Source organism: Alkalicella caledoniensis, from assembly GCF_014467015.1.
Classification (GTDB): domain Bacteria; phylum Bacillota; class Proteinivoracia; order Proteinivoracales; family Proteinivoracaceae; genus Alkalicella; species Alkalicella caledoniensis.
The window spans coordinates 3599429-3614086 of sequence record NZ_CP058559.1 but is presented as its reverse complement, the minus strand read 5'-3'; the positions used below and the strand labels follow the sequence as shown (position 1 = coordinate 3614086).

13 protein-coding genes are annotated in these 14658 nt (G+C 36.1%); all 13 read right to left on the bottom strand.

Annotated features, from left to right (window positions below; translation table 11 throughout):
• Positions 1-26: 26 nt before the first annotated feature.
• The 13 genes from HYG86_RS17760 to HYG86_RS17700 all read right to left on the bottom strand — a co-directional run bounded on the left by HYG86_RS17760 (position 27) and on the right by HYG86_RS17700 (position 14511).
• Entirely contained in the window at positions 27-788 is a 762-nt protein-coding gene (locus HYG86_RS17760) for a DUF3388 domain-containing protein (RefSeq protein ID WP_213166882.1), read from the bottom strand.
• 155 nt (positions 789-943) lie between these two features.
• Positions 944-2278 (bottom strand): type I glutamate--ammonia ligase, encoded by a 1335-nt coding sequence (gene glnA, locus HYG86_RS17755; RefSeq protein ID WP_213166881.1) that lies wholly within the window; start codon positions 2276-2278, stop codon positions 944-946.
• A 1-nt stretch (position 2279) separates the two neighbouring features.
• Entirely contained in the window at positions 2280-2627 is a 348-nt protein-coding gene (locus HYG86_RS17750; protein WP_213166880.1) for a MerR family transcriptional regulator, read from the bottom strand.
• Between the two features lie 165 nt (positions 2628-2792).
• Positions 2793-3695 carry an ABC transporter permease gene (locus HYG86_RS17745; protein WP_213166879.1) on the bottom strand — a complete coding sequence of 301 codons (903 nt, stop codon included), beginning with the start codon at positions 3693-3695 and terminating at the stop codon, positions 2793-2795.
• Complete coding sequence (locus tag HYG86_RS17740; protein ID WP_213166878.1) at positions 3695-4771, bottom strand: ABC transporter permease; 1077 nt, start codon at positions 4769-4771, stop codon at positions 3695-3697. Before HYG86_RS17740 ends, HYG86_RS17745 begins: the two co-directional genes overlap by 1 nt.
• Positions 4761-6302, bottom strand: a complete 1542-nt coding sequence (locus HYG86_RS17735; RefSeq protein ID WP_213166877.1) for an ABC transporter ATP-binding protein — start codon at positions 6300-6302, stop codon at positions 4761-4763. Before HYG86_RS17735 ends, HYG86_RS17740 begins: the two co-directional genes overlap by 11 nt.
• 106 nt (positions 6303-6408) lie before the next feature.
• A complete protein-coding gene (locus tag HYG86_RS17730; RefSeq protein WP_213166876.1) occupies positions 6409-7497 on the bottom strand; it encodes a BMP family lipoprotein in 1089 nt (362 codons plus the stop codon).
• 63 nt (positions 7498-7560) lie between these two features.
• Positions 7561-8301 (bottom strand): GntR family transcriptional regulator, encoded by a 741-nt coding sequence (locus HYG86_RS17725; protein ID WP_213166875.1) that lies wholly within the window; start codon positions 8299-8301, stop codon positions 7561-7563.
• Positions 8302-8492: 191 nt separating this feature from the next.
• The gene (locus HYG86_RS17720; protein WP_246451840.1) at positions 8493-10790 is read right to left on the bottom strand and encodes an FtsK/SpoIIIE family DNA translocase; all 2298 of its coding nucleotides are present in this window, start codon (positions 10788-10790) and stop codon (positions 8493-8495) included.
• 17 nt (positions 10791-10807) lie between these two features.
• Complete coding sequence (locus HYG86_RS17715; protein WP_213166874.1) at positions 10808-11632, bottom strand: undecaprenyl-diphosphate phosphatase; 825 nt, start codon at positions 11630-11632, stop codon at positions 10808-10810.
• A gap of 67 nt (positions 11633-11699) precedes the next feature.
• Positions 11700-11921, bottom strand: a complete 222-nt coding sequence (locus HYG86_RS17710; protein ID WP_213166873.1) for a YlzJ-like family protein — start codon at positions 11919-11921, stop codon at positions 11700-11702.
• Positions 11922-11939: 18 nt separating this feature from the next.
• The gene (locus HYG86_RS17705) at positions 11940-12674 is read right to left on the bottom strand and encodes a ClpP family protease (RefSeq protein ID WP_213166872.1); all 735 of its coding nucleotides are present in this window, start codon (positions 12672-12674) and stop codon (positions 11940-11942) included.
• Between the two features lie 148 nt (positions 12675-12822).
• A complete protein-coding gene (locus HYG86_RS17700; protein ID WP_246451989.1) occupies positions 12823-14511 on the bottom strand; it encodes a ribonuclease J in 1689 nt (562 codons plus the stop codon).
• Positions 14512-14658: the final 147 nt, after the last annotated feature.

Below are 14658 nucleotides of genomic sequence, written 5' to 3'. Positions count from 1 at the left end.
TTCTATGGGAATCACCTCCTTTAAGTTTAACTAATATCAAAGGATGAAAAATTTTGATTTACTAATTCGTAGTTTATTTCTTCATCCTCATTACGTCTGAGTTCAATTGTATAATCAATAACTTCCGGTGAAAAATCACCTTCCCGAAGGAAAATATCGGGATGTTCTATGACTTTAGGTATGGGAAGCTTCATCACTTCCCTCACCAATTGTTTATGTTTTTCAGTAGCCCTAAAAGTTGATACAATACCATCAATTACTAAAACACAGTCATTAGATAATTCATCTTCTGTTAAGTGAGATCGCATAACCTGACGTGTTAAGGTTGATGATACCATTATCCAACGCTTATTTGCATGAACACAAGCAGCGATGATGGACTCTGTTTTACCTACTCTGGGCATCCCACGAACACCAACTATGGGACAAGTCTTTTGTAAAAGTCCCCCTAAAAAATCCACAAGCATTCCTAGGTCATCTCGAATAAAAGAAAAAGTGTTAGGATTTGTTTCTGAACGATGTATCATTTTTCCATGTTGTAGGTTTATTTTATCAATTAATGTTGGTCTTCTTAGTGCTGTCACCTCAATGGTAGTAGAATTTGCTAATGCTCGTTTTAGTGTAACAATCTTGGAATGATTATCTGCCTGAATCAGTAGGCCTCTCCTTTGTGGTGCAAGTCCGTTAATCATCTTAATATTGATTCCTAATAGACCAAGAAAAGTTGCTACATCACCTAGAACGCCAGGCTTGTTTTGATGAATTATATACTCAAGATACCATTCCATGATATTCCCCCGTTTTTAAAATATTATACCCATTATTTCTTAGTTAATTATATCAAATAAATAATATAAAACCAACTAATTAATTATGGTATGTTTTGTATTAGTTAATAGGAAAAACAAAAAACCTCCGAATTTGAAAACGGAGGTTTTAATATTTAAAAAGTGGTTAAATATTGTTCTATTTCCCATTTAGATATTTGTCTAGAGTACAACCCCCATTCAATTCTTTTAGCTGCAATAAAGTTGTGATAGACATGTTGGCCTAAAGCTTCTTCCATTAAAACACTAGATTCTAGCTCAAACAAAGCTTCTTCTAAAGAACTAGGCAAACTGTGAATTCCTTGTTCTATCCTCTCACCTTGTGACATCTCGTAAATATTTTGATCTACAGGTTTTGGAGGTTTGGTTTTATTTTTAATACCATCAAGCCCTGCTTTTAGTGACACTGCCAGAGCTAAGTAGGGATTACAAGATGGATCTGGACTTCTAAGTTCCACTCTAGTTCCTATTCCTCTTCTTGCTGGGACTCTAAGTAGAGGACTTCGGTTTTTCTCTGACCATGCTATATAAACGGGAGCTTCATAACCAGGTACTAATCGTTTATATGAATTTATTGTTGGATTAGTTATAGCAGTAAAGCTTCTGGCATTTTCTATTAACCCTCCTATAAAATGTAGTGCATCATCACTTAATTGATGTGATTTATTAGGATCATAGAAGGCATTTTTCCCATCTTTAAAAAGGGATTGATGTAGGTGCATACCTGAGCCATTTATACCGAAAATTGGCTTTGGCATAAACGACGCGTGAAGGCCATGTTTTTGGGCAATTGTTCTTACTACAAATCTAAAAGTTGCAATGTTATCTGCAGTGGAAATACCGTCTGCATACTTGAAATCTATCTCATGTTGGCCAGGTGCAACTTCATGATGTGATGCTTCAATTTCAAAGCCCATGTCTTGTAGGGTCAACACTATTTCTTTCCTTGCTTCTTCCCCTTTATCAACAGGAGACAAATCAAAATATCCTGCATTATCATGGGTCTGAGTTGTTGCCCTACCTTTATCATCAGTACTAAACAAGAAAAATTCTGGTTCTGGCCCTACATGGAAAGTGTAGCCTAACTCTTCTGCCTCTTTAATAACCTTTTTTAAAACTGAGCGGGGACATCCTATGAATGGGTTCCCCTCTGTGGTATATACATCGCAAATCAAGCGAGCTGTTGTATATTTATCTGAACCTGCCCAAGGAAATAACGTAAAAGTACTGGGATCTGGTTTAAGTAACATATCAGATTCTTCAATACGAACAAAACCTTCTATGGAAGACCCGTCAAACATTAGTTCTCCGTCCAGGGCTTTTTCTAACTGAGCCACGGGAATGTCAACATTTTTTATAATTCCTAAAATATCTGTGAATTGCAACCTTATAAATCTAACATCCCATTTCTTTGCTAAGTTTAAAACATCTTCCTTTGTATGTTTTACCATTTTATTCTTCCTCCTCAAATGTAATTCCCTTATGATATGGTGAAGGGGTGATCCCTTTTTTATAAGGGTAGATGGATGTGATGTCCTTATTGTCGTTATACGCAGAATTCCTTGCTTCCCTTTGATTGAAAGTTACCTTAATTTCATCAAAGGTCCTACCAACTGAAAGATAATCTTTGATTTTTATCAATTTTTTAATATGATTGTAGCTATAAAGTCTGTGCCCTCCCTTTGTTCTATTTGGCGTAACAAGTCCTTTTTCTTCATAGTATCGGATCTGTCTTTCTGATAACTCCGTTATTTTTTTTACTTGCCCCATGGATATTATTGGCAGATCCTCTTTACTCATAAAATCCCCCCTTCATGTCAGGTTTTCTAACATGATCAATATATTTTGAGGATTATAGCACATACTTTAACACAGTGCAATGCTAAAATTAAAAAAATATAAAAAAACACACCTCCATATCGTTAGATTTTTTCTAACATTTGGGGTGTGCTTCAAATGGCGTATTTATCTTTCACCTTTGTCGTAGGCTTTACCCACTGCTTTTGGTGCAGCTGACTTTCCTACAAAGGTTGCTAAAACTATAATTGTAACTATATAAGGCAATGTGTTAATTAACTCCCTAGGTATAAAGGGAATATTTATAGCTGATAAGGAAATTGCTTGTGCAAAAGCGAATAACAAACTTGCAAGGAATGCACCCACGGGATTCCATTTCCCAAAAATCATAGCAGCAAGGGCGATAAAACCTCGGCCTGCCGTCATTTCCCTTTGGAAAATACCTAGTTCTCCCAAGGATAGTGCAGCTCCGGCGATTCCTCCAAAGGCCCCACTTAGCATAACACATATAAATCTTATTCTATTAACATTTATACCCATGGTATCAGCTGCATGCGGATGTTCACCAACAGCCCTTATACGCAGTCCCCAGGGTGTTTTGTAGAGGACGACCCATACCACTGGTACCATGATAAATGCAATGTATACAATGGGGTTAAAGCTCAGTGGACCTAATGTCCATGTTGGTAATCTTCCTATACGTGGAGAGGAACCTGAAACATTCCAAACTACGTCTAGCAGAAACACAGTCAACCCACTTGCCAAGATATTTATAGCTGTACCACTTACCACTTGATTTGTTTTAAACTTAACTGTAACAACAGCGTGGATACCAGCTATCAGTAGTCCAACAATAATTGAAAACAAAACTCCAAACCAGGCTGACCCTGTTAGATGCATACCATAAATACCCGCAAAGGCCCCAACTAGCATAATACCTTCTAAGGCTATATTTATGACCCCGGAGCGTTCAGAAAAAATTCCTCCTAAAGAAGCTAAAATCAAAGGAGTGGCTAAGCGAATTGTGGACCATAAAATTGTAAGTGAAAATATTTGTAGAATAATATCCATTACTTAGCTGCCTCCTTTGCTCTTTTCTTAGCTAGGTGTGTTCTAATAACTTGAGATATAGCTATGGAAAAAATAACAAGAGCTTGAATTATTGTTACTATGTCCCTCGGAACACCTACCCTACCCATGGCAAAACCGCCTTGTGAAAGCGCCCCAAATAAAAGTCCAGAGAGCACAACTGCAAATGGGTTGTTATTTCCAACTAAGGCAACTGCTATCCCTGTAAATCCATGTCCTGCGTTCATCCCCTGAATAAATCTAGAGTGAGTACCTAAAACTTCACCAGCGCCTGCAAGTCCCGCTAAAGCTCCACTTATGAACATAGCTAATATAACGTTCTTAGCTACATTCACACCGCCATACTCAGCAGCATGGGAATTTAGCCCTACAGCTCTAATTTCATATCCAGATTTTGTTTTCCACATAAAATACCACATAAATAACGCTGCTAGCAAGGCTATAATAAAGCCACCATGCACCCTAATAGCTGGCACATTCATAATTTCTCCTAAATTTCCTATCCTAGCAGTACTCAAAATAAATGGTGTACCAGGTTGACCAGGTTGCTCATTAACAGCCCTTATGCCATAAGAAATTGTAAGGTAAATAGCTATATAGTTTAACATGATAGTGTTTATAACTTCATTTGCACCAAGCTTAGCTTTTAAAAACCCAGCTATACTAGCCCAAAGACCACCTGCAATGATAGCAAGTATTAACACTAGGGGTAAGTGTATTATCCTAGGTAGATTTGTAAAGTAAAAACCTGCCCATGCTGCTGTAAAGGCACCAATTAAATACTGTCCCTCAGCTCCAATGTTAAATAAGCCACTTCTAAAAGCAAATGCCACTGCAAGGCCTGTTAAGATTAAAGGTGTGGATCTAAACAATGTTGCATATATATTGTTCCCACTAAATGCACCTTCAAACATTCTTTGATATGCCACCAATGGTGATGTTTCAGTAAACAATATAAAGAATGCTCCTATGATTAAAGCAACTAGAATTGAAAGCCCTGCATATAAAAGTTCTATGCTAGCAGGTTTTAGATATTTAAAATACACATTATTCTTCATGTTTTTCGCCCTCCCTTTGCAGGGTTGAACCAGTCATCATCGCACCAAGTTGAAACTCATCAACTTCATGTGCATTGACTATATCAACTATTTTACCATCGTAAATAACAGCTATACGATCGCTTAAAGACATGACCTCTTGTAGTTCTGCAGATACTAGGAGGACAGCCTTACCTTTGTCCCTGTGCTCTATTATCCTTCTGTGAATGAACTCTATGGCACCGATGTCAACACCCCTAGTAGGCTGAGCTGCAATAAGTAGATCCGGCTGCTGAGATACCTCACGGGCAATAATTACTTTTTGCTGGTTACCACCTGAAAGAGATCTAATCTTAACTTTAGAACTAGGGGTTCTTACATCAAACTCAGGAATTAATTTATTTGCGTATTCTTTAATTGCTTTGTAGTCCATCCAAAAAGGCTTTGAAAAAGGTTCTTTATGATGGAAACCTAAAACTAGGTTCTCAGCTATATCGTAGTCAAGTACTGACCCACGTTTATGTCTATCTTCTGGAATATGTCCGATGCCTACCTCTTTGATTTTACGAGGAGTTTTATTTGTAATGTCTTGTCCATTGAAGCTAACCTTCCCTTCAGTTATCTTTCTAAGACCTGTGATTGCTTCAATTAGCTCACTTTGACCGTTGCCTTCAACGCCTGCAAATCCAAGAATCTCACCACTTCTTATTTCAAAACTTACACCTTTTACTGCAGGCAAGTTTCTACTATCATTTGCTTTTAAATTCTCAACCTTCAAAACCACATCTTTTGGTGTTGCAATATCTTTTTCCACCCTCAGTAGAACCTCACGCCCTACCATCATTTTTGCAATTTCACCTTCGGAAACATCTGCAGTATTTACAGTACCAATTGTTTTTCCCTGTCTTAACACAGTTATCCTGTCAGAGATGGATTTCACTTCTTTTAATTTGTGTGTAATAAAAATAATTGTTTTTCCTTGCTTTTTAAGGGTTGTGAAAATTTCATATAGTTCCTCAATTTCTTGGGGTGTTAGCACAGCTGTAGGTTCATCAAATATAAGGACATCTGCACCTCTATATAGGGTTTTAAGTATCTCAACCCTTTGTTGCATACCAACAGATATATCTTCAATAACAGAATGTGGGTTTACTTTTAACTTGTATTTATCTGAAATCTCTTGTACTTTTTTAGACGCAGTTTTAGTATCTAGCAAGCCATTATTAGTAGGTTCAGAACCTAATACTATATTTTCAACTACTGTGAAAGGCTCCACTAACATGAAATGCTGATGCACCATGCCTATGCCCAGTTTTATGGCATCATTAGGCCCAGTTAAGTTTAAGGGCTCACCCTTAAAGTAAATTTCCCCTCCGTCATGGTGGTATAATCCAAATATAATGTTCATAAGGGTAGATTTACCTGCACCATTTTCACCAACTAAAGCATGTATTTCACCTTGCTTTACTGTTAGATTAACATTATCATTTGCTACAACACCAGGGAAGACCTTTCTAATGTTTATAAGTTCTAGTACATTGTTTGAGGACATCTCTTTTCCCCCTTATCTTACTAAGTTTAAGATTTTTTTATAAGTGCGATCTCATAATAGAGATACTGCCACACCAAGCCAAAGGATGGTGTGGCAGTTAGGTTGATTATTCAGGTCTACCTTCAGTCATCCAGTCTGGAACTGTAATACTTCCGTTTAGGATACCCGCCTTAATTTCTGCTATTTGATCTGCATATTGTGCAGTAACTTCTTCTTTCATTGTTTGAATTGCTTCAAGTTCTGCTGCTGTGATATCACCAGCGTCTGCAGCTGCTTGCTCATCAACATCGATTTCACCAAGGTTTGTAAGTCCTACACCGTCGATATCAAGATCGAAGGCTTGAACTTCACCACCAGCGTATTGACCATCTTGAAGAGCTTTTACAGTTTCAAAAACTGCAACGTCAACTCTTTTAAGCATACTTGCTATTATATACCCAGGTGCTTGCCAGTTTTGGTTTGAGTCTACACCGATAGCGTAGATATTTCTTTCCCTAGCAGCTTCGAAAAGCCCACCACCTGTACCTCCAGAAGCATGGTAGATTACGTCTGCCCCACTATCTATTTGAGCTAGAGCAGCTTCTTTACCAGCAGCAGGATCACCAAAACTACCTGCGTATTGGCTTATAACTCTGATATCTGGGTTGATGTGTTTAGCTCCAGCTATAAAACCACCTTCAAAACGGTGAATTAGACCAAAGTCAACTCCACCAATAAATCCGATTACGTTAGATTCTGAAACAAGGGCAGCTAAAGCTCCTGCTAAGAAAGAACCTTCATGCTCAGCGAAAGTTAAACTTACAACATTTTCTAGATCAACTACTGAGTCAATGATAGCAAACTTAATATCAGGATATTCAGCTGCTACAGTCTTTAAAGAGTCTTCCATTTGGAATCCAACTGCAATAACTAAATCAAAACCATCATCAGCAAACTCTCTTAAAGAATCTGCATCTTCAGCTGAATCTCTTGGCTCGATGTACTCGAAAATGATTCCAAGCTCATTTTCAGCCCTTTGTAAACCTCTGTGTGCAGAGTCATTGAATGACTTGTCCCCAAGACCACCAGTTGAGTAAACAATACCAATTTTTAAGGTCTCATCATCAGGGTCAGCCGCTCCTCCGCCACCGCAGCCAGCTAAAGTTAGCGATACTAGCATTAAAGCAGTAAGTAGTAATACAAGTTTTTTCTTCACCACATTTGCCTCCTCTTAAATATATATAATTTGTAGATTAAGGTTATTTTATAACCTTAAAATTTAAACTCTTTTACGTACTACATGAAAAGAAAACCTATCAGGTCTAAAATAATTTTTAGAGTACAAAACTGGCTTGTTATCATCGGAAAAATGAGTTTGATCTAAAAGTAATATGGGTGTCCTAGCTGGAATATTTAATGCTTTAGCTAGCTTATAGTTAGCTTGTACAGGAATTATTTCCGATATTGCATATGATATTTTAATTTTATAGTGTTCTTGTAGAAAGTCAAACAATGAGTTTTCTACATCATAAAAATCTTCGTGATTTATGTCATTTTGTTTGACTATCTTATCTATACAAAATACCACTGGTTCCTCATCAGCAGTCCTTATGCGCTCAACCTTGATTACAAACTCCTCATCAGAAACCATTTGAAGTTTTTCCTTATCATTGTTGTCTGCACTTTCTATGGATACACTTAAGAGAATTGTCCCAGCAGACAAGCTAAGTTGTTCAATGCTTTCTGTTACACTGTGCAATTGCTCTATACCATTTTTAATCCTTTGGGTATTATCATTTATAAAAGTTCCTATGCCATGTCTTCTAGAAAGAATATTTTCTTCTTCTAGTACCCTCAACGCCTCTCTAAGTGTAGGTCTACTTACACCTAAACTCTTCGCTAATTCAAATTCAGAAGGGAGTTTACTTCCTTTTTTATAGTACCCATTATTTATTAGTTCTAGTAGTTTATCTTTGACTAACAAGTATAAAGGCCGCGGATCTGGCTTTACAATGTTCATTATAATATCCCCCTTGTAAGATGTCAAACCTCTATCTTATTATTCTACTAAAAAAAAAATAATCCTCTTTTTTTCGAAATAAATTTTAGGTAATAATGTATTTTTATTAAGGTTAGATAATTTTATAGCAGTTAACAGCTCAATATCTAAATTTACTGCTTCCAATTGTTAAATTATAACTTCAGTTAACTTTATGAACTTTTCAATATTTCCTCAAGTTGTAGCTCTGTAACTAGCACTTGCCTTGCCTTACTTCCTTCGAAGCCACCTACTATACCCATTTTTTCAAGGTCATCAACTATTCTAGCCGCCCTTGTATACCCTATTCTAAATCGCCTTTGTAGGAGGGATATTGAGGCTTGCTGTGAGTCTACAACTAGCTTAGCTGCATCTTCAAATAGTTCATCTAGATCATATGTCTCAAAATCCTTTTCTTCAACCTCAAAGGTTTCGTCATATTCTGGTGTTTGATTCTCTTTTACGAAACTAACAATATTTTCCACCTCTTCATCTGATATAAAGGAGCTTTGAGCTCTAATTGGTTTAGAGGCACCTACTGGGTAGAATAACATGTCACCTTTACCTAACAACTTTTCTGCACCACCCATATCCAAAATAGTACGGGAGTCGGCCTGGGATGAAACTGCAAAGGCTATTCTTGAAGTAATATTGGCCTTTATGACACCTGTAATTACATCCACTGAAGGTCTTTGAGTAGCAACAATTAAGTGAATCCCTGAAGCCCTTGCCATTTGAGCTAAACGACAGATACAGTCTTCCACATCGTTGGGAGCTACCATCATCAGGTCTGCAAGCTCATCTATGATCACAACTATATATGGAAGTTTTTCGTCAGGGTTTAAACTGTTATATCTGTTAATATCCCTAACACCTAGTTTTGCAAATTGTTCGTAGCGGTGTTCCATCTCTTTTACAACTTTTTTAAGGGCAAAGGCTGCGTTTTTAGGGTCTGTAACTACAGGAGCTAATAAATGTGGAATACCGTTATAAATGTTTAGTTCTACTACTTTCGGATCTACCATTAAGAATTTTACTTCCTCAGGTGTCGCTTTAAACAAAATACTGTTAATTATGGTATTTACACAAACACTCTTACCAGAGCCTGTGGCACCAGCTATTAAAATATGGGGCATTTGAGTAAAATCTGCAATTAAAGTTTCTCCAGCAATATTTTTTCCTAAAGCCACTGTCAATTTAGATGAATTGTTCATAAACTCGTTACTCTCTATAACTTCCCTTAAATATACACTTGCTTTAGTTGTGTTTGGAACTTCAATTCCGATGGCAGCCTTGCCTGGTATGGGTGCCTCAATCCTAATTCCAGCTGAAGCTAAACTTAAGGCTAGGTCATCACTTAAATTTAATATTCTACTTACTTTAACACCTACAGCAGGTTGAAGTTCAAAACGTGTTATGGTAGGTCCCCTATGTATGTGAGTAATTTTCGCAGAAACTCCAAAACTATTTAATGTTTCGATAAGTGTCTTTGCTTGTTGTTCTATATCACCCTTTGAACGCCCTTCTTTTAATCTAACGGCTTTTTGTAGCAGTGTTAAAGGTGGGATTACATATGGAACACTGAGCTTTTTAACTTTTGGTAAATCCTCAGATTGCTCTTCTTTTTCTATGTTTTGAATAAGATTTTTCTTTTTCTGAGGAAACTTTATTACTATATTTCCTTCCTCATCCTTTTGTGGTAATTCACTGTCCTCTTCCAATGTTTTCTCATTGTTGTTTTCCTTTTCATTGTAATCATGGAAGGTAAAATCAATCTGTTCATTTTCATCTTTATCAGTGTTTATAGTAATTTCAGTTTGATCATTTATAGTATCATTTATAATCATTGGTTCCTCGGCTATCTTTTTAGCTTTTTTTTCTTTATGGTTTCTATACCTTCCAATAACTAAATTAATCAATTGCTTATATAAGTTTTTAAATATTTTACCAAACCATTCTAAAACTTTAGATAAGGATATATCCAAAATAAGTATTATGCCTATTATCATGAAAGAAATGCTAGTTATGATAGTACCAATAAGTCCTAAACCCTTTAGAAATACAATACTCAAAAGAGCACCTAACACCCCTCCACCAAAACCTTGCAGACCTACATTTAATATCTCTTTTGGGGTAATATCGTTAGAAAAAGGTATTAGTGAAAAAACATGGTTTGTCATTAAAAAAGTCCAGTAAAAAATCACAATACCAATGAACCTATTATTTACTTTAACACTAAGGTCCTTATTAAACATTAGTTTAAAGCTATATATCAATAGAAAAAAAGGTAAAGCAATAGAGCTCTTCCCCCCTATTACATGGAGAATGTTTCTTATGGCTATACCTATTTGACCCACTTGCTCTGGAAATATTAAGCTTGCCATACCTATTCCTGCTAGGGTTGCTAGGGCTATAGCTTTAACCTCGCTATTTAAAGTAAAGCTGCTTTTCTTTTTTTTTCGTCTAGCCAAGAACTACACCACCATTTCTAGAAAAATATAAGTACTAGTACACCCACTACCCAGCAATAGTATGAGAAATAATGCATTTTACCCTTATTTAATAGTGCAACTAACCACTTTATGGCGATAACACCTGAAATCGCTGAAAATACTAATCCTGCTAAATAAGGTATAGCCAAACTAGAATCGAAACCTTGAGCTATGGCTTCATTTACTTCTAGTACAGTTGCACCTAATATGGCTGGTATTGATAGTATAAAAGAAAATCTAATTGCTGTTTCTCTATCAAGCTTCCTAAATAGGGCTCCTGCAATTGTTGAACCAGACCTTGAGATCCCTGGAAAAATAGCCAAACTTTGAAAGAGACCTATGATTAAACCATCCCAAAGTGAAATTTCTCCATCTTTTTTATACCCAGAAGCCATTTTTTGTGAGAGATATAAAATGCCACCAGTTACTAATAGAGTTAATCCTATAACTTTGGTATATGAATATACACTGCTAAAAAAATCTTTAAAAACTAATCCAAAAACACCTGTGGGAATAGTTGCTATAATAAGCATGTAAATAAAATTTCTTTCATCTTTTCTTTTTAAACTTTCAAAACTATTTTTATTAATAAGTGCTTTAGGTATAGAAAAGAATGCTTTGATAAGCTTAAATATATCATCCCAAAAAACCCAAAAAACGGAGAAAAGTGTACCAACATGCACTACTACTTCAAAAGTTATCCCTGGTTGTTTCACACCTAAAATTTCTTGGGCAAGTATTATATGAGCAGAGCTACTGATAGGAATGAACTCTGTTAAGCCCTGTACGATTCCTACTATTATTGCTTCAATGATTGACATATTGACTCCTCCTGTTTTACGTTTTGTCAAAATTATACCACATAAACAATTATAAAAAAAGATAAACCTACATATAATGCAGGTTTATCACACATCCTGGCTGGTACTTTGGATTTAAATAATCGTTACAATCTGTGCTTAGAAGTCTAACAACTTGACTTTGATTTTCGTTAATTCTTTCTAAAATCAAAGTCTTACCTTCCCCTATATTTACTTCTTCATACTTAGGTTTGGGGGCGTCAGCTTGGAATATTTCTTCCATAGGAACAGGAGTGTATATGACTGTCATGTGATTAACAACCCCTTTCTAATGTAGACTCGGTCTATTTTCGTCGCTGATCAAATCCCTGAGTTTTTGTACGGATGTACCTAATCCTCCAACATCATCTATTAAGCCATGTTTAACAGCATCATTTCCTACTAATACTGTCCCGATATCCCTGGCCAATTCACCTGTCCTAAACATAAGCTCTTTAAAATCATCAACTGACATTTTTGAGTTATCTGCCACAAATCTTACAATTCTCTCTTGCATTTTGTCTAAATACTCATAGGTTTGTGGTACACTTACTACTAATCCCGTTAACCTAACAGGATGTATTGTCATAGTGGCAGTTTCAGCTATGAATGAAAAATCTGTAGAAACTGCTATTGGAACTCCTATGCTATGTCCCCCTCCTAAAACAAGTGAAACAGTGGGTTTAGAAATTGTTTTTATCATTTCTGCAATTGCTAATCCTGCTTCAACGTCACCACCTACAGTATTTAATATAACTAACAAGCCTTTGATATTTGGGTTTTGCTCCACGGCGACTAATTGTGGAATAATATGTTCATATTTTGTAGTCTTATTTTGTGGTGGCAAAACTGTGTGTCCCTCAACTTGGCCAATGATAGTCATTACGTGGATACTGTTGTCCACAGTTGGGACATTTACTTGACCTAATTGTTGGATGTTACCTTTAACATCTTGATTAGGCTGCTGTTGAGGTTGAGGCTGCGGCTGAGATTGATTATTTCTTTGGTTAAAGTTTAAGTCCATTTTATTTGATCACTCCTTTTATTATTAATTAGTTTTTTCTATTTGTTTTTTTTCATACAGTAAATACAGTGGTGGAAATTTTTATAAGAAAAAGAACCTGAATCTTCAGGTTCTCTCGTTTGTATTATTGGTTAGTATGTGCACTTTATTATACTTCCATTATTATAGGCAAAATCATTGGTCTTCTTCGGGTTTTTTCATATAAACTTTTGCCTAGTTGATCTCTTATGGCTATCTTTAATTGTGACCATTCTTTGATATTTTTATCCCGGCATTTATCTAGGGACTTTGTCACTACTTGTTTTGATTCCTCAATAAGCTCTTCGGATTCTCTGACATACACAAATCCACGAGAAACAATGTCTGGACCAGCCATTATTTTATTAGTACCTTTTTGTAATGTGACAACAACCACTAATATACCATCAAGGGATAGTTGTTTTCTATCTCTTAATACTATATTTCCCACATCTCCAACACCAAGTCCATCAACAAGGATATAGCCAGCTTGAACACTACCGTTTATTCTAGCTTTATCCTTTGAAAATTCAATTACATCCCCTATGTCTGGGAGGAAAATGTTATCTTTTTCTATACCCATTGATTCACCTATTTTTGCTAAGTGGATGCAATGCTTATATTCTCCATGTATAGGAACTAAATACTTTGGTTTTACGATGTTTATCATCATTTTTAACTCTTCTTTACTGGCATGGCCTGAAACATGAATACCAGATACAGATTCGTATATAACATCTGCTCCTCTTTTAAAAAGATTGTTTATAGTTTTAGAAACCAGTTTCTCGTTACCTGGAATGGGTGATGCAGCAATAACCACAGTATCTCCAGGAATAATTTCTACTTTCCTGTGATCTGAATTAGCCATCCTAGTTAATGCTGACATTGGTTCACCTTGACTACCAGTAGTTATTAATACAACCTCTTCAGGGTTATACTTGCCAATATCTTCTAGGTCAATCAATACACCCTTAGCTATATTAAGATATCCTAGCTCTGAAGCTATGTTCACAACATTAACCATGCTCCTACCATTTACACAAACTTTTCTATCGTATTTAAATGCTGAATCAAAGACTTGTTGAATCCTATGAACATTAGAAGCAAAAGTTGCAAGGATTATTCTGTTTTTAGCTAGCCTAAATATTTCATCAATGGTTCCACCGACTACTTTCTCAGACATAGTGAATCCAGGTCTTTCAGCATTAGTGCTATCTGCCAAAAGTGCTAAGACACCACGTTTACTTATTTCAGATATCCTACTGAAATCGGTAGTCTGTCCATCTACTGGTGTTTGATCGATCTTAAAGTCTCCAGTATGAATTATTGTACCAGCAGGAGTAGTAATAGCCATACCTACAGCGTCGGGTATACTGTGATTAACTTTAAAAAACTCTACTGTGAAATACTTACCTATCTTTATTGTACTTATTGCCTGGACAGTATTTAGGGTAACAGAATTTAAGATGCCGTGTTCCCTTAATTTTCCTTCTAATAATCCCAAGGTAAGTTTTGTTCCATAAACTGGTTTGTTTACTTGCTTTAATACAAATGGTAATGCTCCAATATGATCTTCGTGACCATGTGTAAGGACGATTGCTTGAACTTTTGATAAGTTGTCTGTTAAGTAGGTAAAGTCTGGTATAACTAGATCTATACCTAACATATCTTCTTCTGGAAACTTAAGTCCACCGTCAATAACAAGAATTTCATCCTTGTACTCAACTACAAACATATTTTTCCCGATTTCACCAACTCCGCCCAAAGGAATCAATTTAACAGTTTCTTGCTTGTTACCCGTTGATCTTCTTCGTCTAATTCCACTTTTACTATTACCTTTAGCACTACCGCCATTAGTTTTACCATTAGATGGTTTACTATTTACAACAGCAGTATTGCCATTAGTAGAATCATTGTTTTTATTATTAGTGTTCAAAAAAAATGACACCTCCTAAGATTTTATCAT